This window comes from Micromonospora sp. DT53 (assembly GCF_049841535.1).
Classification (GTDB): Bacteria; Actinomycetota; Actinomycetes; order Mycobacteriales; family Micromonosporaceae; genus Micromonospora.
Genome location: NZ_JBNCKM010000007.1, coordinates 182,100 through 207,586, shown reverse-complemented (window position 1 = coordinate 207,586; position 25,487 = coordinate 182,100). Strand labels below are relative to the sequence as shown.

The window sequence follows — 25,487 nt, the reverse complement described above, 5'->3', positions numbered from 1 at the left end:
TCTGTCCACTGTGGTCGTACCGGAAGGATTTTCCGAGGGGCTACTGCATTGACCAGCGTCTTTACGTAGAAGGCCTGATGCGTTTCGGAATCAACGACGAAAGAATGCTGCGGGTCGCCGGTTCATAACCTAGGCTCCCGAATATCCACACCGACGGCCCGCCCTCACGCCGTGCCAGCCACCGAACCTTGCACGCCGGCCATCGCAACCTTCGACGCCGATTGGAGTATTCGATGACCTGGCGTCCCACCATTGCCGCACTGGCCGGCCTGTGCCTCGCGGTCACCGCCACCGCACTGCCCGCCGGTGCTGCCGTCGACGCTGAGCATGTTAGCGCTCACGCCGCACTCGCCGGTCCGCCCGGCGCACCGCCCGGGGTCTGCCCGACGGGGGCCAGTTACGGCTCGCCGCTGCCGGCCAGCACCGTGACGGCCCCGCGCATCCAGGGCGGGTTCACCTTCCTCGAAGGGCCGGTCTGGGTCGCCGACGGCGGCTACCTGCTGATGTCCGACATGGCCGGCGGCACCGGTCCGTACAACGTCCAGCCGTCGACGATCCGCCGGCTCACCCCGCCGGCGACCTTCGACACGTTCATCGCCAACTCGGGCAGCAACGGCCTGGCGCTCAGCGCCGACGGCCAGCAACTCGTCGCGGCCACCCACGACCAGCGCAGCGTGTCCACCTACCGGCTGAGCGACCGGGCCCGCGGCACCGTCGCGGCGAACTACCAGGGTCGGGCGTTCAACTCGCCGAACGACGTCGCGGTCCGTTCGGACGGCGTCGTCTACTTCACCGACCCGAACTTCCAACGCGGTAACCGCCCGGACCAGATGAACGGACGTACCAGCGTCTTCCGCGTCTCCAACGGCCGGGTGTCGTTGGTCGACGACCGGTTGCGCCAACCCAACGGCATCTCGCTCTCGCCGGACGGGTCCGCGCTGTACGTGGGCGCCTACTCCGAGAACAAGATCTACAAGTACGTCGTCCAGCCCGACGGCAGCGTCGGCGCCCGCAGCGTCTTCGTGAACTACATCGGCGGCCCGGACGGCGGCACGATCGACTGCGCCGGCAACGTCTACTGGACGTCGGGCGGCGACTCCCTGGTCCACGTCTACTCCCCCGCGGGCACCGAGCTCGGCACGATCCGGTCCGGCAGCTCCGGCACGACCAACGTGGCGTTCGGCGGCTCCGACCGGCAGACCCTCTTCGTCACGTCGGGCCGGTGGGGCGACTCCGGGCTGTACAGCGTGCGGCTCAACATCCCCGGATACCCGTACTGATCAGGGGCGACAGCATCGGTGGCGTGGCGGCGGCGAGCAGCCGCCACACGCTCAGTCGAGCACCGGCCGCGACAGCGGTCGCGCAACGACGTCGCCGCCCGCCGATGCTCAACGGGCGGCGACGTCGTGGGTGTTGCCGTCGGCGATGGCCTGGAGTTCGTCGGGGTTGGCAGGGCCAGCATCGACGAAGTCTCGCCGAACAGGCCGAACCCGGCAGCCGGGTCAGTCCTCCGGCGAACCGGGACTGACCAGACCGGTCTCGTAGGCGACCACCACCGCCTGCACCCGGTCGCGCAGCTGAAGTTTGGCCAGGATCCGGGCGACGTGTGTCTTCACGGTCGCCTCGGACAGGTGCAGCGCGGCGGCGAGTTCGGCGTTGCTGAGGCCACCGGCCAGGAGACGAAGAACCTCCGTCTCGCGCCGGGTGAGCGTGGCGAGGTCTCGATGCAGCGTCGCCGCCTGTGGGTCGCGGTTGACGAAGCGTCGCACCAGACGGCGGGTGATCGTCGGCGCGAGCAACGCGTCGCCGTCCTGGACCATGCGCACGGCCGCGACGAGATGCTCCGGTGTCACGTCCTTGAGGAGGAAGCCGCTGGCACCGGCCGTGAGCGCGGCGTAGACGTACTGGTCCAGGTCGAACGTGGTCAGGATGATGATCCGCGGAGCCCTGGCGGCCCCGCTGACGATGCGGCGGGTCGCCTCGAGACCGTCGAGCACGGGCATGCGCACGTCCATCAGGACGACGTCGGGGCACGTGCGCCGGACGGCGTCGACCGCTTCCGCGCCGGTCGCCGCCTCGGCCACCACATCCAACCCGCCGGCCGCGAGGATCATGCGGAAGCCGGTGCGGACCAGGGCCTGGTCGTCGGCGATCACCACGCGAAGCGTCACGCCTCCTCCAGGGGGATCAGGGCCTCGACCGTGTAACCGGCGCCGGGCTGCGCTCCGGCGCGCAGTGTCCCACCGTATAGCGCGAGCCGCTCCCGCAGCCCGATCAGGCCCCGCCCGCCCGTCGCGCCGGACGCGGCCGGGTTGCCGGCCTCGGTGTTGCCGACCTCGATCCGCAGCGTCTCCGCGGAATATTCGACGACGACTGTCGCAGCGGCACCTGGCGCGTGCCGGACCATGTTGGTCAACGCCTCCTGCACCACCCGATAGGCGGTCAGCCCGACACCGGGGCTGACCGGACGCTGCTCGCCGGAGACGGTCAGTCGAACCGGCACGCCCACGTCATGCATGCGTCCGATCAGCTCGGGCAACCCTTCGATCCCGGGCTGCGGGCTCTCCGGCCCGTCGGAGGCCGACTCGGACAGCAGGCCCATCACGTGCCGGAGTTCGGTCAGCGCGGCCCGGCCGGTCGACTCGACGGCGTGCAGCGCCTCCCGTGCCTGGCCCGGCGCGGTGTCGAGCACCGTCCGGGCGGCGCCGGCCTGGATGACCATCACGCTCACGTGGTGCGTGACGACGTCGTGCAGTTCGCGGGCGATCCGGGCCCGTTCACCGGCGACGGCGTCCCGCAGCGCATCCGCCTGGGCGCCGGCCTCGGCGGCGAGCCGCCGCGAGTCCTCGCCCGCTCGGCGTCGCCACACGTGATAACCCCCGGCGGCGGCGACCAGCGGGGCCAGCAGGACGAACGGCAGGTAGTCGGCCGGCACGCTGATCAGCATCAGCTGACGCAGGACCGTGGCAAGCAGCACGGCCACCGGCACGGTGGCCAGCGCGGGAATCCGGTACGGGCTGTGCGCGACCGCGCTGTAGACCGCGACGAGGCAGGCCAGCACCACGCACGGGTACAGGTTCGGCTGTCGGCCCCCGTTCGTCAGCAGCACCAACGACGCGGCGGCCATCGTCGTCCAGAGCACCGCGAGCGGATACCGGCGGCGCAGCACCAGCGGCGCACACATGACGAAGACCAGCAGCAGTGCCCCGAGGTCCGAGTCCGGCTGCGCCGGTTGCACCTCCGGCAACACCGCGATCGGCGGCAGCGGCTGGATGACCCGCGCGTCGTCGGTGGCGGCCTGGAAGCACGCGAGCCCCAACGCGCCCGCCAGCGCACCGTCGAGCAGCAGTGACCGCCAGCCCGGCCGTGGCAGTGGTCCCGTCGACACGATGCTTCTCACCAGCCCATTCTCGCCCTCGACGGCGGCTCGGGCGTCAGCCGAGATGAGCAGATCGACTACATCGCGGGGATGACCCGGACCGAAGATCAACCATCTGCGGTACGGCCGCTGCGCCACCGGACCGACGCGCGGTCCCCGCACCCACACCTAACGTCACAGCCGGCAAAACCACCGAACCGACCCAGAGGGGCGCCACATGACCAACCCGCTGATCGAGCTGTGCGGGGTGACCCGCCGCTACGACGAGGGACCGCCCGCGCTCCAGGACGTGTCACTGACCGTCCGTCCGGGCGAGTCCGTCGCCGTGCTCGGCCCGTCCGGCAGCGGCAAGTCCACGCTGCTCAACCTGGTCGCCGGCCTGGACCGGCCGAACGAGGGCACGGTGACCGTCGCCGGTGAGCGGATGGAGAAGCTCGGTGAGGCCGCGTCGGCCCGCTTCCGACGCGCACACGTGGGCCTGGTCTTCCAGTTCTTCAACCTGCTCGACGATCTGACCGTGCTGGACAACGTGCTGCTGCCCGCCCAACTGGCCGGTACGCCGGGACGCGCGGCACGCGAGCACGCGGCCCAGCTGCTGGACTCGCTCGGCATCGCCCGGCACGCCACCGCGTACCCGGGACGGCTCTCCGGCGGCGAGCGCCAGCGTGTCGCCGTCGCCCGCGCCCTGATCAACCGACCGGCGCTGCTGCTGGCCGACGAGCCGACCGGCGCCCTGGACACCGCCTCCGGCGAGGACGTGCGGCACCTGCTCAACGACCTGCACGACAGAGGACAGACGATCGTGCTCGTCACCCACGACCTGCGGCTCGCCGAGGCGTGTGCCACCCGCACCATCGGCATGCGTGACGGCCGTGTCGAGGAGGACCGGTGAGCGGCCTCGGCCGGGTGATCCGGTCCGGGGTACGACGTCGCCGGGTGCAGACCACGGTGATCGGGCTTGTCGCGGCGGCGGCCGTGACCGCCTCCGTGCTCGGCGCCGGGCTGCTGGTCGCGTCGCGGGCACCGTTCGACGACGCGTTCGCCGCGCAGCGCGGCGCGCACCTGACCGTGCAGGTGGACCCGAACGTGGCCACACCGGCGCAGCTCACGGCGTCGGCGTCGGGTGTGGCGGCATCCGCCGGCCCGTATCCGCTGCGGGTCGTCACCCTGGAGGGTCAGGAGGGGATGCGGATGCCGCCGCTGACCGTCGTCGCCCGCGCGGAGCCCGGCGGCGCCGTGGACCGGGTCGAGCTGGCCGGCGGACGGTGGGCGACCGGACCGAACGAACTCGTGATGGGCGGCGGTGCCGTCCGCATCCCGATCGGCGCCCGCCTGACGACGGCTGGCGGCACCGTGCTCACCGTGGTCGGTACGGCCCGATCGGTCAGCGCCACCGCGTCCGCCTGGGTCCTGCCGTCCACGGTGGCCGCGCTCGACGGGCCGGGCACCGTGCGGGGGTACCAGATGCTCTACCGGTTCGCGGCCGCGAGCAGCCCGGCGCAGGTCGACGCCGGCCGCGACGCCGTGGCGGCGGCGATGCCGCCCGGCGCGGTCACGGCCGCCCGTTCCTGGCTCGACGTCCGGCAGCGCGCCGCCGAGGACTCCGCTGTCTTCGTGCCGTTCCTCGTCGCGTTCGCGCTACTCGGCATCGTGATGGCCGTGCTGGTGGTCGGCACGGTGATCGCCGGAACAGTTGGCGCGGCCACCCGCCGGATCGGCATTCTCAAAGCACTCGGTTGCACGCCCGCCGGCATCGTCCGCGCCTACGTCGCGCAGGCGTTACTCCCGGCCACCGTCGGCGCCGTCGCCGGCACCATCGCGGGGAACTTGATCGCGCTGCCGGTGCTGGCCGAGACCGAGCAGCTCTACGGCTCCGCGAACACCACAATCGCCTGGTGGGTGAGCGTCCTGGTCGCGGGCGGGGTCCTGACGGTGGTGGCGGTGACCGCCTGGGCGGCCGCGCTACGGGCCGGGCGACTCCCCACCGTCGACGCGATCGCGGTAGGGCGCGCCTCCGGTCCCGCACGCGGCCGGCGGGCATCCCGGCTGGCGGCGCGGCTGCCCGTGTCCCGGCCGGTCGGGCTCGGCCTGGCCCGCCCGTTCGCCCGGCCGGTGCGCACGACCGCGATCCTGCTGGCGGTCGCGTCCGGCGCGGCCACTGTCACGTTCGCGACCGGGCTCGGCGCGTCGCTGCTGCGCATTCAGAGCGCGCTCGAACAGAACACCGCGGACGTCACCGTCGGCGGTACGCCCGGCGTCGGTCCCCCTGCCGCGTCCACCGCCGATCCGGCGTCCGTGCAGGCGACCATAGCGACGCGGGAGGACACCCGGGCCTGGTACGGGCTCGCGCAGGCGCCGGGCACAGTTCCCGGCGTCACCGACCCGCTGACCGTCACCGCCATCACGGGCGACGCGGCCTGGGACGGCTTCGAGATGGTGTCCGGGCGCTGGTTCAGCGCACCCGGCGAGGCCGTCGCGGGCGCACCCCTGCTGGCGGCGACCGGAAGCCGGGTGGGAGACGTCGTCACCATCCAGATCGAGGGTACGGCCGTCCGCCTGCGCATCGTCGGCGAGATCTTCGAATCCAGCCGGGGCCTGTTCACCGGCGCCGACACGATTCCCGGCCTGCCCCCGGTGGAGTACCGCATCGCGCTCACCGACGGAGCCGACGCCAGCGACTACGCGGAGAAGCTGACTGGCGCTCTGACCGCCCAGGGCCTCGTCGCGCATCCGAACGGCCTCGACGTCGACCCGCTCCTCGTGGTCGTGCAGGGCCTGACCACCGCGCTGACGCTGCTGCTGATCGCCGTGGCCGCGCTGGGCGTGCTCAACATGCTCGTGCTCGACCTGCGCGACCGGGTTCACGATCTCGGCGTACACAAGGCGCTGGGGATGACCCCGAGACAGACGATCGCGATGGTGGTGGCATCCGTCGCCGGGGTCGGGGTGGTCGGCGGCCTACTCGGCGTACCCGTCGGCGTGGCGGTGCAGCGGCTGGTCGTACCCGCGATGGCCGCCAGTGGCGGGCTGCACCTGCCGGAGACGCTACTCGACGTGTACGGACCCGTCGCGCTGGCCGCGCTGGCACTGGGCGGGCCGGCGATAGCCCTGCTCGGCGCGCTCCTGCCGGCCGGGTGGGCGGCACGGACGCGGACGGCGACGGCACTGCGTACCGAGTAGCGCGGGCCAGGACGGCCTCGGCCCGACGTGGCGGCGCGCTAGCCGGCGGTCGCGGCGATGAACACCACCGCCCCGAGCACCACAAGCGCGCCGGCCACGAAGGTCTGCCGGCGGGCCCGACGCAGCGCCTCCCGGACCTGCCAGGCGTGCGCGGTGGCGAGCAACCAGCGCAGGTACGGGTCGGTCCGGACGATGTTGCGACGCGCGGTGGCGAGCCCTTCCTGGAGGGCGGCCCGCTCCTGCGGCGGGGCCGTCGGCAGGCGGCCGGTGATCTCCGCGGCGATCCGGCGATGCCGCAGCAGGCCGTCGACGTCGCCGGCGTACCCACCGAAGTGGTACCAGGGTTCGGCCTCCAGCCGCTCGCGCAGCCCGCGCAGCTCCGGTGAGGTGAGCGACGCCGGCGTGGTCATCGGCGGAACGAGCACTTCGCTGGTCCGCCAGATCGCCCAGGCCACACCGAGCAGCGTCACCAGCAGACCACCGCCCGCCCACGCCGCGTGACCCCAATCGGTGACTTTGCCGGCGGCGATCAGCGGGCCACCGCCGAGCAGCAGCGCGCCCACCGCGCCGGCCGAGGAGATGATCCACCGTGCCGCCGCCCGGCTGTCCGCGACCGAGTCCAACGGGGACGGCAGCGCGTCCAGCCCCGCGCCGATCGTCGGCGACTCCCCGGTCATCGGGCGTCGTCGCGGAAGACGACGCCCAGCGGGCCGTTCCCGTCGTCGGGCAGATCGGTGTACGGAACCCAGCGCTGGCCGTCGAAGAACTCCAGCTCGCCGCTGTCGTTGATCCGCACGGCGTTGACCTGCGCAAGCTCCTCAGGATCGTCAGCCATGGATACAGTATCGGTCAGTCCGGCAATCCGCCCCGGCGTCGGGTCGTCCGCCGGGTGACCACGGGGGGCCTCTGTGATCCGGTTGACCGTCAGCGCGACCGACGTGGTCCTGGCCGTCGGGGGCGACCGGCGGCGACACCCGGTGGGCCCGGCCGATCAACGCACGGCCGACCTGCTCTGGCGGCTGCGCGGCAATCCTTCGGTGGAGCTGTCGTACGAGGTCGGTGTCGCGCTCGGCCGCCGCTTCCTCGACGCTCCCGGCGCGGCCCTGCGCACGGAGCTGGCCCGACCCGGCCGGCACCGGCTCGGCATCGAGGTCGTCGACGCCGCCCTGGCCGACCTGCCCTGGGAGACCCTGGTGCTGCCCGGCGACGAACTGCCGCTGGCGCTGCACCCCGACGTCGACGTCTGCCGGACCGGCCCCGACACACCGGTACCCGCGGTCCGGGTGGACGGCCCGCTGCGGATGCTCGCGGCGATCGCGAGCCCGGACGACTCCACCCAGCCGCTGCTGGACCACGAACGAGAACTCGGGCGGATCCTCGGCGCGGTGGAACCGGGGCACCGGCACGGGGCACGGGTGCGCGTCCTGGAGTGGGGTAGCGCCGCCGCGATCCGGGCCGCCCTCGCCGAGGAGCCGTTCCACGTTCTGCACGTCTCCAGTCACGCGCGCCCCGGCGCGCTGCTGCTGGAGACCCCCACCGGCGCGGAGGACCGCGTGGACGCCACACGGTTCCTGGCCGACGTGCTGCCAGCGGGTCGGACCGTGCCGTTGATCGTGCTCGCCGGCTGCTCCACTGCCCGCCAGGATCAGCGGGAGCTGCCCGGGCTGGCCGGCGCGCTGCTGACCCACGGCGCGCCGGCGGTGCTGGCGATGAACGGGACGGTCAGCGACGGGTACGCCATCGAGTTCTGCGCTCGTCTCTACGAGCGGCTGGCCGCCCGCAACGAGCCGGAGTTGCTGGCGGAGGTCTCCGCCGTACGCCGCGAGCTGGCACCGACCGCGGCCGAGTGGTGGGTGCCGACGCTGTTCCTGGCCGACCACGGGCTGCGGCTGGCCGGCGCACGGGTCGGCGCGGCCGTCGCCCCGCCGCCCGGCCAGTCGGTCGTCGGGGACGGCGTGGTGCGCGCGCCCACGGACTTCGTGGGCCGCCGGGAGATCCTGCGCCGGCTGTCTCGGGGAAAACTGCGGGTGCTCGTGCACGGCATCGGCGGGATCGGCAAGACGAGTCTCGCCGCGGAACTCGCGCAGCGGTTCCGCGACGCGGACGGCATCGTGGTGGCGACCCACGGCGACGCCACCGTCGACGGGATCCTCGACGAGCTGCGCCGCCAGGTGGAGAGCCGATGCGCGGGGGCGGCCCCGGACGACCCGCTGCGGCGATGCCTCGTCGCCCTCGCCGAGCCCGGCCAGGGCTGGCGGCGACGGCTGGACGCGATCGACGGCGACGGCCCGCCGCTGCTGCTCGTCCTCGACAACGCCGAGGATGCCCTGGACGCCGAGCACCGGTTGACCGACGCGGACCTGGCCGCGTTCCTCACCGCCTGGGCTGCCCGGCACGAGGTGGTCGTGACCAGCCGGCACCCGTTCCCGGTCGCCGGTCTGGAAACCTGCCACCTCGGTCCGCTGTCCTGGCAGGAGACCCGCAAGCTGCTCTGGCGGCTGCCGGGCGTCGGTCGGCTGGCGCCGGCGGAACAGCAGCGGATGTGGCACCGGCTGGGTGGCCACCCGCGCGCGCTGGAATACCTCGACGGCCTGCTGCGCGACGACGGCGCCCGATCCGGCGAGGTGGCCAGCCGCCTGGCGGCGGTCGACGGCGGCCGGGACGCCGGGCCGGAGCAGGTCGGCACGCCGCTGGCCGAGGCCGGCGCGTTGGCCGCCGAGGACGTGCTGCTGCCCAGGCTGCTCGCCCGCCTGGACGCCGTCCCGGCCGCCCGCCGGTTGCTGCTCGGCGCGGCGGTGTACCGCACACCGGTAGACCGCACCGGCCTGGCCTGGCAGCTCGCCGACCCGGCGGACGGCGGCGACCCTCCAGCGGAGCCCGCAGGGCTGGACGAATCGGTCGAGGCCCTGTCGCACCTGGGGCTGCTCGCCCCGGTGACCGGGGGCCACCTGGTGCACCGGTGGACGTCGGCGAGCCTGCTGCGGATCGTCGGCCGCGACGCGGTGGTCGACTCGCATCGCCGGGCGGGCCGTTACTGGGGCTGGCGGGCCCGGTCCAGCAGCGACCAGCACGACTTCATCCGCCGAGCGGTCGAGGCGCGGTACCACCACCTGGCGGCGGGTGACATCGACGAGGTCGTCACCTACTCCGAGCTGGCCTGCCAGGAGTTGCACGCGGCCGGGCACTGGGCCTGGGAGGAGAAGATCTGGCGGGAACTACTGCCGATGGCGCCCCCGGGTTCGGCGCGCTCGGCGAGCTTCCTCAAGGGACTCGGCGACGTGCACCTCGGCCGGGGCGAGTACCCGCAGGCGACGGAGCGCTACGAGGCGGCGCTGGCCGCGTACCGGGATCTCGGCGACGACACCGGGGTCGGCAAGCTCCTGCACCAGTTGGGCCTGGTCGCCGACGACCGGGGCGACCGGGCGACCGCGGACCGCCTGTACCAGGAGGCGTTGGCGATTTTGAGCCGGCTCGACGACCGCGGGGCCGTCTCCCGAACCCTGCACCAGCTCGCCGGCATCGCCCGCGGCAACGGCGACACCGAGCTGGCCATGTCGCGTTATCTGGAAGAGCTGGCGATCGTCCGGGAACTCGACGACCTGGACGGGATCGCGGCGAGTCACCACCAGATCGGCGTGCTCGCCTTCGAAGCCCGGGATTTCGTGAAGGCGGAGCAGTGCATCGAGGTGGCGATCACCACCTACGGGCGGTTGGGCGTCCGGGTCCAGCAGGGCAGTGGGCTGGTGATGCTGGGGCGGATCGCGCTCGCCCGCTTCGCCTACGACATCGCCGAGTCCCGGGTCCGCGCTGCCCTGAAGATCTTCGAGGAGGTCGGCAGCAACGGTCACATCGCGGAGTGCACGCTGCTGCTCGGTCACCTCGCTCGCGACCTCGACGACCTCGAATTCGCCGAGAGCTGCTTCGCCCGCGCCCGGACGATCGTCGCGGCCCTCGGCGAGGACCGGCTGCTGCGCCGCTGTGACGAACTGCTCGGTTGCGTCCGAACCGTGCTCGGCCGGGCTGCCGAGGCGCTGCCGCACACGCTGAACGCCATCGGCGGGGACGACGAGCCGCCGCACCAGTCGGCCCTGGAATGGTTGGCCGTGCAGCGCCTGGAGCTGGGTCTGCCGGCCTTCTCCGACCTGCTGGCGCGGCACCTCGACCCGCGGCAGGCGGCGCAGCGGGTCGAGTGGGTCGAGGCGTACCTGCGGTTCCGCTTCGACGGTTCCCACCCGACCCCGCTGGGCAGCGGATACGTCCTGCTGGCCATCGCGGCCGCCCAGGCGGGCGAGTTCGGCACCGCACGGATGTGTCTCCTGCGGGCGTTGCCGATCTGCGCCGCCGCCGGCCATCGGGCGGGGGTCGCCAAGTGCCATGAGGACCTCGGCCGGGTGGCTCTGGAGACGCGCCGGCTGGTCGAGGCCCGGTCCCGTTACGAGCAGGCGCTGGAGGTCTACCGGGTGCTGCGCCACGAGCCCAACCAGGCCATCGTCCTGCACCAGCTCGGCCGGGTCTGCGAGGAGCAGGAGGATCTCGCCGGCGCGGACGGGTTCTACCGCCGCTCGATCGCCATCAAGAAGCGGCTGGGGAACCGGTCGGGTGTCTCCAACAGCACCTTCCACCTCGGCCGGGTGGCAGGTCTGCGCGGGGACCGGGCCCTGGCCGAGCGGTGCTACCGGACCTGCCTGGGGATCGACCGCGAGCAGGGCAACTGGGAGGAGGTGGCGCTGGACCAGGTGGCGATCGGGCAACTGCGCGTCGAGCAGGGCCATCCTGCGGAGGGGATCCCGCTGATCGTCGAGGCACTGGCCATCGATCGGCAGATCGGGTCGACGAACGCGGCGCTCGACCTCAACGCGCTGCGGGAGCTGCGGGCCACGCTCGGCGACGAGGTGTTCACGGCCATCCTCACCGACGCCTTCGGCCCGGCCCATACCGTCGAGGTGCTCAACCTGATCGCGGTGTTACCGACAGCGGCCGAGCCGATCTGAGCCAGCCACAGCCCGCGCCTCCGAATCTCACCCGTAAACTCGGCAGATGCGAACCGCCCGTGGCACCGGGGTCGGTAGACCGATGAGGGGGTCGGCCGCAGGCATCGTGATCTTCGATTTCGACGGTGTCCTGCTGCGCGGGGACGCATTCGGGTTGTTCCTGCGACGCAATGCTTTCTCGGGTGCGCGGCTGCCGCTCGCCGTCGTCCTGCTGGTTCTCCTCGCGCCGATCGCCACCATTCCCACCTTCCGTCCGTGGGCGGCGCGGTGGGTGAGCCGGATCGGTTTGTTGGGCCGGAACGCCGAGGAGTTGCGGGCTGAGCTCGAACGCTTCGGCGCGGGCCTCGGCGCGGAGCCGGGGCGGATCATCGGGCCCGGCCTGGGGATGATCCGGACCCACCTCGCCGCGGGCGACCGGGTCATCGTGGTGACCGCGTGCGAGCACACCCTGGCGCGCGCGGCGCTCGACGCGATCGGTCTCGCCGGAGTCGAGTTGGTGGCCTCGCGCATTCGCGGGCCGCGGCTGATCGTGCACAACCACGGGGTGACCAAGATGGCGCAGCTCGCCGCCCAGGGGGTGACCCCACCGTGGCGGGTGGCCTACAGCGACTCGCTGTCGGATCTGCCCGTCCTCAGTGCCGCGGAGCAGCCGGTGCTGGTCAACGCGAACGCGCGTCAGGTCGCCCGGGCGCGGCGGATACTCGGTGCCCGGCTGACCGCCGTCACCTGGATGGGTGGCCACATCCCGAGGGAAGAATCGGAGAGCGTCGGCGGCCTTTCCGGGTGACGGCCCGCGCCACCGTCGCTGGGCCGCTGGCAGAACGGTTTTCTGCCAGCGTGGCCCAGCGACCCCCCACTAACAAGCGGCGACCGGGCAGGGGCGGTCCACCGCCACCGACCGACACGCCAGCCACCGCCGTGGGAGGAGCCCCCGTTGTGCTCCTTGCGGAGCTGACTCCTCCCACCGATGGCTTCCCCCCGGGTTCGGCCGGCCGGACCGCGTGCATCCGGCGCGCAACGGGCGTTGAGCCGATCGTGTTCGCACTCAACGCCCGTTGTTCCAAACAGGAGCGAGCATACGCTCACGTTCCGTGCAGGTGTCAACCTCTGTTTCGCCGCGTAGCGCATCTGCGACACTGTCGTTTAGGCGGCTGGAGGGTGAAGAATCATGGTTGACGATCGGTACGCAGAGCAGGAGCTGCCACCCCTCGACACGCTGGCCGCGAGGTTGGAGTACCTCTTCGACAAGATCCGCCCGACGCCCGACGAGCTCGGCGACTCCGACGAGCCGGAGCGCAAGTACACGAACAAAGAGATCGCCGACAAGATCAACGAGTTGGCGACCGATACGGGTGTGACGATCAGCGCCGCCTACATCGGAGAGTTGCGCCGCGGTGTGGCAAGCGATCCCCGCACCTCACACGTCCGCGCCCTGGCCGCCGCCTTCGGGGTCAACTCGGGTTACTTCGTCGACGACGCGGCAGCACGCCGCATCCAGGACCAGATCACCCTGCTCAACGAGTTGCGCCAGATGGATGTCAAGCGGGTGGCGCTGCGCCAGGTGCTGGCCGACAACGGGCTCTCCGCGACGGACACCCGGCTCATCGAGCAGATGGTGGCGCGACTGCGAGCCGTGGCGGCAGCTGTCGGCACTGGCACGACCAGTTCCACTCCGGCCGATCGCGGCTGACCATGCAGATCCTTCGGTGGCAGTACACCGACGAGCGGGAGAACGTTGACGTGAGGTTGCACCGACTGCGCAGACGCTGCGAGCAGCTCGTCGCCGAGCTTGAGGTGCCCGAGCCCTTCGACATCCGGAAGCTGTGCGACGTCCTCGGCGAACGGCGTGCCCGGCCCATCCACCTGGTGCCGATCAAGCTGCCGGCACACACCGTGTGCGGGATGTGCGTGCCAACCGGCGACTTCGACGCCATCTTCTTCGAGCTGGACACCTCGCCGCTGCACCAGTTGCTGATCATCGGTCACGAGTTGGGTCACCTCCTCGCCGGTCACGAGGCGACCGAAGTGCTGGACGCGGACGCCTCCCGGCTGCTACTACCCGACCTCGACCCACAGCTGGTCCAACGCAGTCTCGGTCGCAGCAACTACGCCGCCGACGAAGAACGCGAAGCCGAAATGATCGGGTCGCTGCTCCTCCGGCGGATCCGCGGCGACCGCAGCGACGTGGACGACGCGCCGTTGCACGGCCGGGACGTCGAGCTGTACGACCGGCTGCGGCACTCACTCGAACATCCCCACTGGTAGCGCCGAGATGGACACCGTCCTCTACGCCGTGTGCGCCGCGGCCGGCTGGATCGCCCTCGGGTACATGGTGCGACTCCAGCGCCAGCATCCCAGCCACGCCCGCCGCGCGATCTGCTTCGGCCTCGGGGCGTTCGCCGCCGGGATCACTGTCGCCATCCCGCCCGTCGCGACCGCTGTCGACCAGGTGTCGGGGCTACCCAACCTGGCCAAGGTCATGGCCCACGCCGGCGCTCTGACCATCTCGGCGAATGCCGAGATCATGCTCCTGCACTTCGCGCTTCCCCCGGCGACGGCCAACGCCCGCGCCCGCAAGTGGATCTGGGTCACCGCGTGCGCGTTTCTCGTCATGCTCGGCCTGTTCGTCCACACCCTCTCGTACGACGATCCGGTGCTCCTGACGGTCGAGTACGCGACCGACCCCGTCGTGACCGCCTACCTACTGATCTTCCTGTTGCTCGGCTTCTTCGCCTACTGCTTCGACATCACCCGACTGTGCTGGAGCTTCGCGAAGATCTGCGGGCGCCCCTGGCTGCGCCGCGGCCTGCGCATCACCGCGGTCGGCGCCGCCTTCGCCCTGCTCTACAGCACCAACAAGATCGGATATCTGGTCGCCTACTGGGCCGGCTACCAACCGTCCGGCGAGCGGCAGATCGCGGCGGTCCTGGTGACCGTCGGCGCTCTGCTCATCACGATCGGCCTCACCATGCCGGCGTGGGGCCCCACCCTCAAGATCACCCGCCGGTGGGAGGACTACCACTCCTACCGACGACTCGAACCACTCTGGCGCGACCTCGTCGCGGCCTTTCCCGAACTCGAACTCGATCCCACCCTGCGCCGACGCTCGGCAGCCGTCCGCGACACCGACTACGCGCTGACCCGCCGGGTGGCCGAGATCCGCGACGGCCGACTGGCGCTCCGCCCGTACATGGAGATCAGTGTGACGGCGCTGGCCGCACGGTTCGCCGAGCAGGCCGGGCTGACCGCCGAGGAGCGGCAGGCATCCATTGAGGCCGCCCACCTGGCCTGCGCCCTGCGTCGCCACGGCGCCGGTCTGGTGGCCGAGGTCCCGCAACCCGCCGACCAGTTGCACCGCCCGGACGGTGGCTACGCCGGAGAGGTCGCCTGGCTGACGCTCGTCACCGAGGTCTACGCCCGCTCGCCGGTGGTGGCGCGGACGATCGCCGCGACCCGAGAAGGCACCGCCCCGGGCACCCCGCATCCCACCGCTGGAGACGCCCGCCGATGAGAGACCGCTACGACAACCTGACCCGTACCCGTGCTCTCGACCCGGAGCGTGACTACCTGGCCATCTACCAGACCATGCTGCGCCACGAGTTTCCGTGGGACATGAAGCTCGGGCTCAACCTCGCCTTCAACCGGTCCTTCTCCGTCCCCGCCATCGCGAAGGTGCACACCGCCACGGGTGAGCTGACCGAACGCACCCAGAAGCGGATCGACGACACCGGCCTGCTGATGTACGAGATGATCCTCAACGGCTTCGAACAGCCCCGGGGCCGCGACGCGTTGCGGCGCGTCAACCAGATCCACCGTCCGTACGACATCGGCAACGACGACTTCCGCTACGTCCTCGGCTGCCTGGTCGTGATCCCCACCCGCTGGTTGCAGGAGTACGGCTGGCGCCCACCCTGCTGCCACGAACGCCACGCCACGTACCTGTTCTACCGGGAGCTCGGCCGACGGATGGGCATCACCGACATCCCCGGGTCGTACGACGAGTTCGAAACCTGGTTCGACGCGCACGACGCCGCTCATCTGCAGCCCAACGAGGAGGCGGCGGCCATCGAACGAGCCACCCGCATGCTGATGCTCACCCGGATCCCCCGGGTGCTCACTCCACTGGGAAACGCGCTGGTCAGCGCCATGTACGACGCGCCACTGCGGCGCGCAACGGGAGTCGACACGCCAGCCTGGCCGGTCCGGGTGGGGTTGCACCTTGCCTTGAAGACACGCTCGCGGTTGCAACGCTGGTGGGGAGCGCCACGGACGACGGCGTTGTTCGCCGACGGGATCAAGGCCAGGAGTTACCCGGACGGGTACGAGATCAGCCAGCTCGGCCCGCACCACGACTAGCACGGGGGTGTGCTGGCCTCGTCGACTCGGCCGGCGCGCGGCCGGCCGGACGGTGGCCGAGCGAGATCAGCAGCGCCGCGACGCCGGCACCCGAGTGGAACGCGGTCCGCCGACGGCCCGCCGCGGGCAGTCGGCGGATCGGCTCTCAGCGGATGTCGGTGGTGGTCCAGCGTGGGGAGGCGATGGTGACCGGCACGGTGTCACCGACCAGCGTGGTCACCGCCTGGATGTCCCGCCGCACGCTGGTGCCGACCCAGAGCTCGATGTCACCGGGCTCCACGACGCGGGTGAAGGTGCGGTCGGAGAAGGCAAGGCGGGTGGTGGGAACCGTCAGCTCGACCGTGACGGACTGGCCCGGCTCCAGGTGGACGCGCTGGTAACCGAGGAGCTGCGCCACCGGCCGGGTCACCGAGGCGACCAGGTCGCGACCGTAGAGCTGGACCACGTCGTCGCCAGCGACCGCGCCGGTGTTCGTCACCCGCACGGTCACCCCCACCGCCCCGTCGGTGGGAACCGTGCTGGGCACGGTGAGATCGCTGTACGCGAACGTCGTGTAGGACAGGCCGTGGCCGAACGGCGCCACGGGCGTCGCCGGCAGGTTGGTTCCCGCGTTCCCCGCGCCGAGGGTGGGGTGCAGGTAGGAGTACGGCTGCGCGCCGGCCGACCCGGGCAGGGTGACCGGCAGCCGACCCGACGGGTTGACCCGCCCGGAGAGCACCCCCGCGATCGCCCCGGCGCCCTCCTCACCCGGGAAGAACGCCTGCACCACCGCCGCACAGCGGGCCAGCGCCCAGCCGACCGTGTACGGCCGGCCGGTCACCAGCACGAGGACAACAGGTGTGCCGGTCGCCAACACCGCCTCGACCAGTTCGCGCTGGACGCCGGGCAACTCCAGGTCGTCCCGGTCGCAGCCCTCGCCGACCGTGCCCCGTCCGAAGAGGCCGGCGTGGTCGCCGACGACCAGGACGGCGACATCGGCGCCGGAGGCCGTGGCGACAGCCTCGTCGAAGCCGGACCGGTCGTCGGTGTCCACGTCGCAGCCGCGTGCCCAGGTGACGAGATCGTCGCCGAACTCGGCCCGCACGGCGTCGAGCACGGTCGGCACCTCGATACCGGTCTCCACACCGGGATGCTGGACGAGGACGTGGTTGAGGAAGGAGTAACACCCGAAGAGCGCGCTCTGCCGGTCGGCGTTCGGGCCGATGAGGGCCACCCGTCGACCCGCCGGCAGCGGGAGCGCGTCCCCGTTGGCGACCAGCACTATCGATTCCTCGGCGAGCCGGCGGGCGATCGACCGGTGCTCCGGCGAGTCGAGGTCGATCACCTCAGGCGGCTCGTCGTTGAAGGTCGCGTCGAGCAGACCCAGATCCTGCTTCTGGCGCAGCACCCGCAGCACCGCGCGGTCGATGAGCGCCTCATCGAGCTTGCCCGCCCGCACCGACTCCCCCAGGGTCAGGTAGGCGTCGCCGGTGGGCAGTTCGACGTCGAGACCGGCGGTCAACGCCTGCCGGGCCGCGTCCGCGTGATCGCCGGCCACGTGGTGCAGCAGGTTCAGGAACGCGACCCCGTAGTAGTCGGCCACGACCGTTCCGTCGAAGCCCCACTGGTCCCGCAGGATGCCGGTCAGCATCGTCGGGTCAGCGGCCACCGGCACCCCGTCGATCTCGGTGTACGAGTGCATGACACTGCGCGCGTCGCCATCGATGATGGCCATCTCGAACGGGAGGAGCAGCACGTCGGCCAGTTCCCGGCGGCCGACGTGCACCGGGCCGAAGTTGCGCCCGGCGCGCGAGGCGGAGTAGCCGGCGAAGTGCTTGAGGGTGGCGTGCACCCCCTGCGACTGCAGGCCGCGCACGTACGACGTGCCGATGCTGCCGACCAGGTACGGGTCTTCGGCGATGCACTCGTCCACCCGACCCCAGCGCGGGTCACGGATCACGTCGAGCACCGGGGAGAGCCCCTGGTGGACGCCAAGGGTCCGCATCGAGGCGCCGATCGCCGCGGCCATCTCGGTGACCAGTTCGGGGTCGAACGCGGCGCCCCAGGCCAGCGGGGTGGGAAACGTGGCCGCCTTCCACGCGGACAGCCCGGTGAGGCACTCCTCGTGGACGATCGCCGGGATGCCGAGCCGGGTCCCGGTGACCAGGTCGCGCTGGAACTTCCACAACCAGGCCGCGTGTTCCGCCGCGTCCACGGGGCGGGTGCCGTAGGTGCGGGTGAGGTGACCGAGCCCCTGCCGGGAGAACTCTTCGAGCTTGGCGTTCCCGCCGAACTCCCCCTGCAGCGGTGCCACCGCCTCGCCGTCTTCCTTCTCCCAGAAGCCGACGAGCTGGGCGATCTTCTCCTCGATCGTCATTCGGTCGAGGAGATCGCGCAGGCGTACGCCGCCGTCGTGCCCGTCCGGTCGTCCGTGTTCCGGGCCTGCCTGGGCCGGTGCCGGCCCGTCCACCACCGCGTGGACCTCAGTCATGCTGTGCCTTCCTGTGGTTGTGCTCGTACCGCTGTCGCTCAGCCCTTGACCGCACCCTGCAGGCCACCGACGATCTGCTTCTCCGCGAGCGTGAAGAAGAGCAGTGCCGGCAGCATCGCCAGCGAGGTGAAGGCGAGTACGCCTGCCGTGTCGGTGGTGTACTGGCTGGAGAAGTTCTGCACGCCCAGCGGCAGGGTGTGCAGGCCGACGTCGCTGAGGACGAGCAGCGGCAGCAGGAACGAGTTCCAGCTCGCCACGAACGCCAGGACGCCGACCGTGACGAGCGCGGGCCGCGAGAGCGGCATCGCGATGCGCCAGAGGAAACCGAGCCGACTCGCCCCGTCGATGGCGGCTGCGTCCTCCAACTCCCTCGGGATGGCCGACAGGAAGGGACGCAGGATCACGATCGTCAGTGGTAGTGAGAAGGCGACCTGCGGGAGGATCACCGCGTAGTAGGAGTTGATCAGGTTCAGGTCACGCAGCATGAGGTAGAGCGGCAGGATCGCCGCCCCGGCGGGAAACAGCAGGCCGAGGGTGAAGAAGGTGTAGAGCCCCTCCCGCCCGCGGAAGCGGTAGCGGGCGAGCACGAACGCGGCGGCCATGCCGAGTACGACGACGGCGAGCGTGGTGCCGAGGGCGATGACCGCGCTGTTGAAGGCCTGTTGCCAGAAGTTGCTCTGGGTCAGCACCCTGGCGTAGTTGTCCCAGACGAACGGGTCGGGCAGGCCGGCCGGGTCGGCGACGATCTGCGGGGTGGTGCGGAAACCGCCGATGACCACGTAGATGACCGGGGCGATCGACACCGCCGCGATCGCGAGGGCCAGCGCGTAGGTGAGCGGCGTGCCCCAGGAAACCTGACGGCGTCCGGTGGACGGGGGGAGAACCGAGTTCACGGCCATCGTCACTTCGCCCTTCCGGTGATGGCGCCCTCGATGTCGCGGCGAAGCAGGAACCGCTGGAACAGCAGCGCCGCCACGAAGGAGATGGCGAACAGGATGACCGCCACGGCGTTGCCGTAGCCCCACAGCCGGGCGAAGAACCCGTTGTCCACCATGTAGGTCGCCATGGTGGCCGACGCGCCGAGGGACCGCACCGCGGGCACCGAGGTCACCCAGATCATGTCGAAGATCTGCAGTGAGCCGATCATGGACAGGAACATCCAGATCCGGATCGTCGGGCCGAGCAGCGGGATCGTGACGTGCCGTTGGATCTGCCACCAGCTCGCGCCGTCGATGGCCGCCGCCTCGGTCAGCTCATCGGGCACATTGGACAGCCCGGCGAGGAGCAGGATGATGGCGAAGCCGACGTATTTCCAGGTGAGGATGGCCAGCAGGGTCCAGATGACCACATCCAGGTCCGCCAGCCAGGCCTGCACCAGGCCGCCCATTCCCAGGGACCGCAGCAGCGCGTCGACGGTGCCTTCGCCGGTCAGCAGCAGCTTCCACATGATGCCGACGGTGACCTCGGCCAGCACGTACGGCACGAACACCAGCAGGCGGAACACCGCCCGCCCACGGAAGCGACGGTTGAGCAGCAGGGCGACGCCCAGGGCGATCGGGCCCTGGATCAGCAGCGACCCGAACACGATTATCGCGTTGTTGCGCAACGCGTCGAGGAAGATCGGGTCCTGGAAGGCGAGGGTGTAGTTCCGCAGACCGACGAACTCGGTGGGAGGGCCGACGCCGCGCCACCGGAACAGGCTGTAGTAGACCGCGAAGCCCATCGGCACCAGCACGAACATCACGTAGATCACAACGGCCGGCGTGGTGAGCCCGATGATCTCGTACCACTTGCGGCGGTTGTCGGCTCGGCGGGCGGCGTCGCGCCCGGCCTTGTGGGGGCCCGCCGGCGACGCGGAAGCGCCGCCGGCGGGCATACGGATCTGGTTGGCGGAGGTCACTTGCTTGCGGCCGCCTTCATTGCCGAGACGACCTTCTCAGGCGTCCCGTTGCCGGCGAAGATGGCGACGATCGCGTCGTTCATCGCGTTGCCGACCGTGCTGCCGTAAGCCGTGTCCAGCCAGAGCTGGACGTAGCTCGCTCCAGAGGTGGCCTCCAGGATGGACTTCAGCGCGGGGTCCTTCACGGCGTCCGCCGCGCCCTTGGCGACAGGCAGGCCGGTGCCGGTCTCGGCGTAGCCCTTCTGCACCTCGGGGCTCACGAGGTACTTGAGGAACTCGACGCACTCCGCCGGGGCGTTCTTGGCGCAGGAGAACCCGTCGCCACCGCCGAGAGCCGCCTTCGGGTCGCCCGGGGAACCGGAGATCGCCGGCACCGGGAACCAGCCGAGGAACGACGCGAGCTTCGCCTTGTCCGTGGTGACGGTGTCCAGCGTGCCGCGGTTCCAGTCACCCATGAGCTCCATCGCGGCCTTGCCGTTGGCGAGCATGCCGTTGGCGCTGGTCGGGTCGTTCTGGCCCGGCGTGGCGATGAAGTTGGGCTGGAACGGCTTGGTGTCGATGAAGGTCTTCAGGTCCTGGCCGGCCTTCACGAAGCACGGATCGTCGAAGTTCTTCTCCGCGGAGGCCTTCTTGAGGGCGTCGACCGAGCAGGCGCGCAGCGCCATGTTGTACCACCAGTGCGCGGCCGGCCACTTGTCACCGGCACCCACGGCGATCGGAATGACGTTGATCGCCTTGAGCTTGGTGACCGCGGCGTTGAGCTCGTCGAAGGTGGTCGGCGGAGCCGCGATGCCCGCCCTGGCGAACATTTCCTTGTTGTACCAGACGCCCTCGATGCCCATCCGGAACGGCAGGCCGTACTGCTTGCCCTTGACCTGCCAGATCTCCGCGGCGCTGCCGATGTTGCCGACCTCGGTCTTGGTCTGGTCGGTGATTTCCTTGAGGTAGTCGGCCTCCACCTGCTCGGTCATCTCGCCGCCGCCCCAGGCCTGGAAGATGTCCGGCGGGTCGCTGCTGAGCAGCGCGGCGGGGAGCCGGGTGCGCTGGAGTTGGTTGGTCTCGATCGCCTCGATCTCGATCTTGACGGTGGGGTGGAGTGCGGAGAAGTCCTTGGCGACCTTCTCCCAGTAGATCTTGCCCGGCCCGTCCTGTGAGGCGTTGTGCCACCAGGTCAGGGTCACCGGGTCCTTGTACAGCTCGCTCTGAGGCGCCGCCTCTTCGCCGCCGCCGGAACACCCGGCGAGGACGACAACACTTGTCATTAACAGTGCCAGGACGGCACTCGCACGCCGCTTCGTTGCCATCGATGTCTCCTCGACTAGTCAGTCGCGGTACTCGGCCTGCGGCGAAGTTTTACAGTCATGTAACTTGATGTCAATCGGTATCGATAACGTTTTCGATTCGGTGACCACGTACCCTCGGCGGCGGCCCTATCATCATCGACGTGGTGTTTCAGCAGCGCGTCAAGATGTCGGATGTCGCACGTACCGCCGGCGTCTCGGTCGCGACCGTATCCAAGGTTGTCAATGGCCGGTACGGCGTGGCACAGGCAACCGTGGAGCGTGTCCAGCAGGTCATCCACGAGCTCGGCTACGAGGCGAGCCTGGGAGCGCAGAGCCTGCGCAGCCATCGCACCAACGTGCTCGGCATCCTGGTCGCCGAGTTTGAGCCGTTCTCGACCGAGCTGCTCAAGGGGGCGTCCCAGGAGGTCGCGGGCAGCGGATACCAGCTGCTGGCCTACTCCAGCGGCGACGGCGAGGGCGCCGCCGTCGGGTGGGAGCGGCGTTCGCTCGCCCGCCTCTCCGGCACCCTCATCGACGGGGCCGTGATCGTCACGCCGACCGTGGTCGAGACCGAACACAGCTTCCACGTCGTGGCCGTCGACCCCCACACCGGGCCGTCCGACCTGCCCACCGTTGATTCGGACAACTTCGCCGGCGCCGTGCTGGCGACCAACTACCTCCTGTCCCTCGGCCACCGGCGGATCGGGCACATCAGCGGACGCACCGACCTGAAGTCGGCGCAGCTGCGCGAGGCCGGCTTCCGCAGTGCGATGGCCGACGCCGGCGTGCCGGTGGACGAGCAACTCGTCCGCGTCGGTGGGTTCCGGGTCGAGAGCGCCGCCGGCACGGCCGCGGAGCTTCTCGCCCTCACCGACCGACCGAGCGCGATCTTCGCGGGTAACGACCTCTCGGCGATCTCCACGATGAACGTGGCCCGCGACATGGGCCTCTCGGTGCCCGACGACCTGTCCGTGATCGGCTTCGACAACGTACCGGAGTCGGCGCTGGTCAACCCGCCGCTGACGACCATCATGCAGCCGCTGCAGCGGATGGGCGCCGAGGCGTTGCGCCTGCTCGTCGACCTGATCGCCGGCGTCGAACGCGACACCCACATCCGGCTCCCCACCGAGTTGGTCATCCGTTCCTCCTGCCGCCCGCTGCACTGACGTCGCGGGGCACGGGGCACGGGGCACGCGACAGGGTGGCGGAACGTGAATCTCACCTAAGTCGCGAATTCTCCCCCTAGGTTCGATGCGCAGGACGCCGCCGAACCGGGGAGAGACGTGGACAGCTATCCGGCGATCGAGGATCACGGACTCATCGGCGACCTGCAGACCGCCGCGCTGGTGACGTGTGACGGGACGGTCGACTGGTTCTGCGCGCCGCGGTTCGACTCACCGAGCATCTTCGCCGCGCTGCTGGACAAGGAGAAGGGCGGCTACTTCCAGATCGCGCCGCACGACGTGCGGTACGTGACCAAGCAGCTCTACCTCCCCGGCACACCCATTTTGATCACTCGTTTCATCAGTGTCGACGGCGTGGCCGAGGTGATGGACTTCATGCCGGTCACCGGCGAGCAGGCCACCGACGCCCACCGCCTGGTCCGCATCGTCACCATGGTCCGCGGCAGCATGCGCTTCCGGGTGGAGTGCCGGCCACGGTTCAACTACGCCCGCGAAGAGCATCAGCTGGAGCGCCACCCCAACGGCTACGTCTTCCGCAGCCGATCCGCGTCGCTGACCTTCAACCCGGTCGACCCCGTGCGGCGGTTGATCTCCGAACAGGGTGACATCCACCTTGAGGGCGGCGACCTGGTCGCGTACGGCACGCTGAACGAGGGCGACACCGGCGGGGTGGTCCTGGAGACGGCCGGTACCGAACCGCGCGTCATCCCGCCGGAAGAGATCCAGGCCATGTTCGAGTGGACCCGGGACTACTGGCGGCGCTGGCTCGAACGCTCCCGCTACACCGGCCGCTGGCGGGAAATGGTCGAGCGTTCCGCCATCACGCTGAAACTCATGACGTACGCGCCCACCGGCGCGATGATCGCCGCGCCCACCGCCGCGCTGCCCGAACTGGTTGGCGGAACCCGTAACTGGGACTACCGCTACACCTGGGTACGCGACACATCGTTCTCGGTGCACGCGCTGCTCGGACTCGGCTTCACCGAGGAGGTCAGCCGGTACATGAACTGGCTGGACGAGCGGATCCGCGAGGCCGGCGACCACCAGGACCCACTGAAGATCATGTACCGGGTGGACGGCTCTTCCGACCTGCACGAGGAGGTGCTGGACCACCTGGAGGGCTACCGCGGCTCCCGGCCGGTGCGGATCGGCAACGGCGCCGCCGACCAGCTCCAGCTCGACATCCACGGCGAGGCCCTCTACGCCATGCACCTCGCCGACGAGCAGGGCATCCGCGTCTCGCACCAGGTGTGGAAGAGCACCGTCCGGCTCGTCGACTGGCTCTGCCACAACTGGGACCAGCCCGACGCGGGCATCTGGGAGAGCCGCCACCACCCCCGCAACTACACATTCGGCCGGGTGATGTCCTGGGTCGCGCTGGACCGGGCCATCCGGCTGGCCACCCGCACCGGCCGCCCCGGTGACATGACCTGCTGGACCGAACAACGCAACCGCATCTACGACCAGGTCATGGCTCGCGGATACAACCGGGAACGCGGCACCTTCGTGCAGGCGTACGACGAGACCGTGCTGGACGCGGCGCTGCTCGCCATGCCGGCCGTCGGTTTCGTCACGCCGAGCGACCCCCTGTGGCAGTCGACCCTGCAGGCGATCGAGCGCGAACTGGTCTCCGACAGCCTGGTCCACAGGTACGACCCGGTCCACTCCCCCGACGGTCTCCCCGGCCACGAGGGCACCTTCAACATGTGCACCTTCTGGTACGTCGAGGCGCTGGCCCGTTCCGGCCGCCTCGACGACGCCCGACTCACGTTCGAGAAGATGTTCACCTTCAGCAACCACCTCGGCCTCTACGCCGAGGAGATCGCCGCGACCGGCGAGCAGATCGGCAACTATCCCCAGGCGTTCAGCCACCTCTCGTTGATCAACTCCGCGCTGACGCTCAACGACCTGCTCGACACCGAGGCCGACGCCCACCGCCGCCGATAGCGCGAGCACGCTCAGGTCAGCCGACGGCGGGAAGGGCTTGACGCGCCCATGTGCAGCGCGCATCGTCAATATGTATCGACCGTCTCGAATGTATTGACGCGGGGAGAACCGATGAAGGCCTTCGTCACGACCGCCTCGGCTGCGGCCCTCCTACTCCTGGCCACGGGCGGCGCATCCCCCGGCCAGCCGGCGGCCGACCCGCCCTGCGGCGGACAGATCCACGCGAACCCGGGGTTCGAGCACGGCACCACCGGCTGGACCGCCGGCCCCCGCATCGTCGTGTTCGGCGACGCGACCCGGCCCGCACACACCGGCCACGCGTACGCCGCGTTCGCCGGGCTGGACGTGACGCGTGGCGACCTGCTGCGCACCACCGTCACCGTGCCGGCCAACTGCGACCTGACGGTCCGCTTCTGGGTGCGGACCACCACCACGGAGACCAGCCGCAGCGACTACCTGAACGTCGGACTGGCGGTCACCGGGGTACCCCCGAAGACGAGGTTCTCGCTGGCCTTCGACGGTGGGGCGCAGTGGCGGCAATACAGCATGTCGACCGGGACGGCGACGACCGAGCGCACCGCGACGGCCAGTTTCGTCGCCAGCGAGACGGCCGGCAACGGCGCCACGGCCTTCGACGTCGACGACGTGACCTTCACGTTGAGCTGATCCGAGCGGGATCGGATCGCACAGCCACGGTGCGCCGCCCCGCGCCCGGACTGGTCGGAGCGCACCCACAGATCACCGCGAATCGGGATTGGTGAGGCCACAAGCATCCCCGAAACTGCAAGGCATTGAGA

20 protein-coding genes are annotated in these 25,487 nt (G+C 70.7%); 12 read left to right on the top strand and 8 right to left on the bottom strand.

Annotated elements, in window-relative coordinates; translation table 11 throughout:
• Positions 1-233: 233 nt before the first annotated feature.
• Entirely contained in the window at positions 234-1,280 is a 1,047-nt protein-coding gene (locus ACLQ3B_RS22805; protein ID WP_425782717.1) for an SMP-30/gluconolactonase/LRE family protein, read from the top strand.
• Positions 1,281-1,502: 222 nt separating this feature from the next.
• Here ACLQ3B_RS22805 and ACLQ3B_RS22800 read toward each other — a convergent pair whose 3' ends face one another.
• Together ACLQ3B_RS22800 and ACLQ3B_RS22795 are read right to left on the bottom strand one after the other, a co-directional pair.
• On the bottom strand, positions 1,503-2,171 hold the full coding sequence (locus ACLQ3B_RS22800; protein ID WP_425782716.1) for a response regulator: 669 nt from the start codon (positions 2,169-2,171) through the stop codon (positions 1,503-1,505).
• Complete coding sequence (locus ACLQ3B_RS22795; RefSeq protein WP_425782715.1) at positions 2,168-3,400, bottom strand: sensor histidine kinase; 1,233 nt, start codon at positions 3,398-3,400, stop codon at positions 2,168-2,170. Before ACLQ3B_RS22795 ends, ACLQ3B_RS22800 begins: the two co-directional genes overlap by 4 nt.
• 196 nt (positions 3,401-3,596) lie before the next feature.
• On the opposite strand from ACLQ3B_RS22795, the gene ACLQ3B_RS22790 reads away from it, so the two are divergent.
• Positions 3,597-4,271: an ABC transporter ATP-binding protein gene (locus ACLQ3B_RS22790; protein ID WP_425782714.1), complete on the top strand. Its 675-nt coding sequence runs from the start codon at positions 3,597-3,599 to the stop codon at positions 4,269-4,271.
• Positions 4,268-6,559, top strand: coding sequence for an FtsX-like permease family protein (locus ACLQ3B_RS22785; RefSeq protein WP_425782713.1), 2,292 nt, complete (start codon positions 4,268-4,270; stop codon positions 6,557-6,559). The genes ACLQ3B_RS22790 and ACLQ3B_RS22785 overlap by 4 nt, the downstream gene beginning before the upstream one ends.
• Positions 6,560-6,597: 38 nt before the next feature.
• Here the strand turns inward: ACLQ3B_RS22785 and ACLQ3B_RS22780 are convergent, their stop codons facing one another.
• Together ACLQ3B_RS22780 and ACLQ3B_RS22775 are read right to left on the bottom strand one after the other, a co-directional pair.
• The gene (locus ACLQ3B_RS22780) at positions 6,598-7,236 is read right to left on the bottom strand and encodes a hypothetical protein (protein WP_425782712.1); all 639 of its coding nucleotides are present in this window, start codon (positions 7,234-7,236) and stop codon (positions 6,598-6,600) included.
• Positions 7,233-7,394: a hypothetical protein gene (locus ACLQ3B_RS22775; protein ID WP_425782711.1), complete on the bottom strand. Its 162-nt coding sequence runs from the start codon at positions 7,392-7,394 to the stop codon at positions 7,233-7,235. The genes ACLQ3B_RS22780 and ACLQ3B_RS22775 overlap by 4 nt, the downstream gene beginning before the upstream one ends.
• Positions 7,395-7,467: 73 nt before the next feature.
• On the opposite strand from ACLQ3B_RS22775, the gene ACLQ3B_RS22770 reads away from it, so the two are divergent.
• The 6 genes from ACLQ3B_RS22770 to ACLQ3B_RS22745 all read left to right on the top strand — a co-directional run bounded on the left by ACLQ3B_RS22770 (position 7,468) and on the right by ACLQ3B_RS22745 (position 15,906).
• Positions 7,468-11,550, top strand: coding sequence for a tetratricopeptide repeat protein (locus ACLQ3B_RS22770; protein WP_425782710.1), 4,083 nt, complete (start codon positions 7,468-7,470; stop codon positions 11,548-11,550).
• 46 nt (positions 11,551-11,596) lie between these two features.
• Positions 11,597-12,337: a haloacid dehalogenase-like hydrolase gene (locus ACLQ3B_RS22765; protein WP_425782709.1), complete on the top strand. Its 741-nt coding sequence runs from the start codon at positions 11,597-11,599 to the stop codon at positions 12,335-12,337.
• Between the two features lie 381 nt (positions 12,338-12,718).
• Complete coding sequence (locus tag ACLQ3B_RS22760; protein WP_425782708.1) at positions 12,719-13,240, top strand: hypothetical protein; 522 nt, start codon at positions 12,719-12,721, stop codon at positions 13,238-13,240.
• A gap of 2 nt (positions 13,241-13,242) precedes the next feature.
• Positions 13,243-13,815 carry a hypothetical protein gene (locus ACLQ3B_RS22755; protein WP_425782707.1) on the top strand — a complete coding sequence of 191 codons (573 nt, stop codon included), beginning with the start codon at positions 13,243-13,245 and terminating at the stop codon, positions 13,813-13,815.
• A 7-nt stretch (positions 13,816-13,822) separates the two neighbouring features.
• Positions 13,823-15,061, top strand: coding sequence for an MAB_1171c family putative transporter (locus tag ACLQ3B_RS22750; RefSeq protein ID WP_425782706.1), 1,239 nt, complete (start codon positions 13,823-13,825; stop codon positions 15,059-15,061).
• Positions 15,058-15,906 (top strand): oxygenase MpaB family protein, encoded by an 849-nt coding sequence (locus tag ACLQ3B_RS22745; RefSeq protein ID WP_425782705.1) that lies wholly within the window; start codon positions 15,058-15,060, stop codon positions 15,904-15,906. The genes ACLQ3B_RS22750 and ACLQ3B_RS22745 overlap by 4 nt, the downstream gene beginning before the upstream one ends.
• Positions 15,907-16,051: 145 nt before the next feature.
• On the opposite strand, the gene ACLQ3B_RS22740 is transcribed toward ACLQ3B_RS22745, so the two are convergent.
• Genes ACLQ3B_RS22740 through ACLQ3B_RS22725 form a run of 4 tightly spaced genes read right to left on the bottom strand, consistent with a single transcriptional unit; the run spans position 16,052 to position 21,580 of the window.
• A complete protein-coding gene (locus ACLQ3B_RS22740; RefSeq protein ID WP_425782704.1) occupies positions 16,052-18,376 on the bottom strand; it encodes a glycoside hydrolase family 3 N-terminal domain-containing protein in 2,325 nt (774 codons plus the stop codon).
• A 38-nt stretch (positions 18,377-18,414) separates the two neighbouring features.
• On the bottom strand, positions 18,415-19,281 hold the full coding sequence (locus tag ACLQ3B_RS22735; protein ID WP_425782703.1) for a carbohydrate ABC transporter permease: 867 nt from the start codon (positions 19,279-19,281) through the stop codon (positions 18,415-18,417).
• The gene (locus tag ACLQ3B_RS22730; RefSeq protein ID WP_425782702.1) at positions 19,278-20,276 is read right to left on the bottom strand and encodes a carbohydrate ABC transporter permease; all 999 of its coding nucleotides are present in this window, start codon (positions 20,274-20,276) and stop codon (positions 19,278-19,280) included. Before ACLQ3B_RS22730 ends, ACLQ3B_RS22735 begins: the two co-directional genes overlap by 4 nt.
• A complete protein-coding gene (locus ACLQ3B_RS22725; protein ID WP_425782701.1) occupies positions 20,273-21,580 on the bottom strand; it encodes an extracellular solute-binding protein in 1,308 nt (435 codons plus the stop codon). Before ACLQ3B_RS22725 ends, ACLQ3B_RS22730 begins: the two co-directional genes overlap by 4 nt.
• Before the next feature lie 140 nt (positions 21,581-21,720).
• Here ACLQ3B_RS22725 and ACLQ3B_RS22720 point away from each other — a divergent pair, with 140 nt between their 5' ends.
• The 3 genes from ACLQ3B_RS22720 (at position 21,721) to ACLQ3B_RS22710 (ending at position 25,356) form a co-directional block, all read left to right on the top strand.
• Positions 21,721-22,725, top strand: coding sequence for a LacI family DNA-binding transcriptional regulator (locus tag ACLQ3B_RS22720; RefSeq protein WP_425782700.1), 1,005 nt, complete (start codon positions 21,721-21,723; stop codon positions 22,723-22,725).
• A gap of 117 nt (positions 22,726-22,842) precedes the next feature.
• Positions 22,843-24,690 (top strand): glycoside hydrolase family 15 protein, encoded by a 1,848-nt coding sequence (locus tag ACLQ3B_RS22715; RefSeq protein WP_425782699.1) that lies wholly within the window; start codon positions 22,843-22,845, stop codon positions 24,688-24,690.
• A gap of 111 nt (positions 24,691-24,801) precedes the next feature.
• Positions 24,802-25,356 carry a hypothetical protein gene (locus ACLQ3B_RS22710; RefSeq protein WP_425782698.1) on the top strand — a complete coding sequence of 185 codons (555 nt, stop codon included), beginning with the start codon at positions 24,802-24,804 and terminating at the stop codon, positions 25,354-25,356.
• The last annotated feature ends 131 nt before the right edge of the window (positions 25,357-25,487 follow it).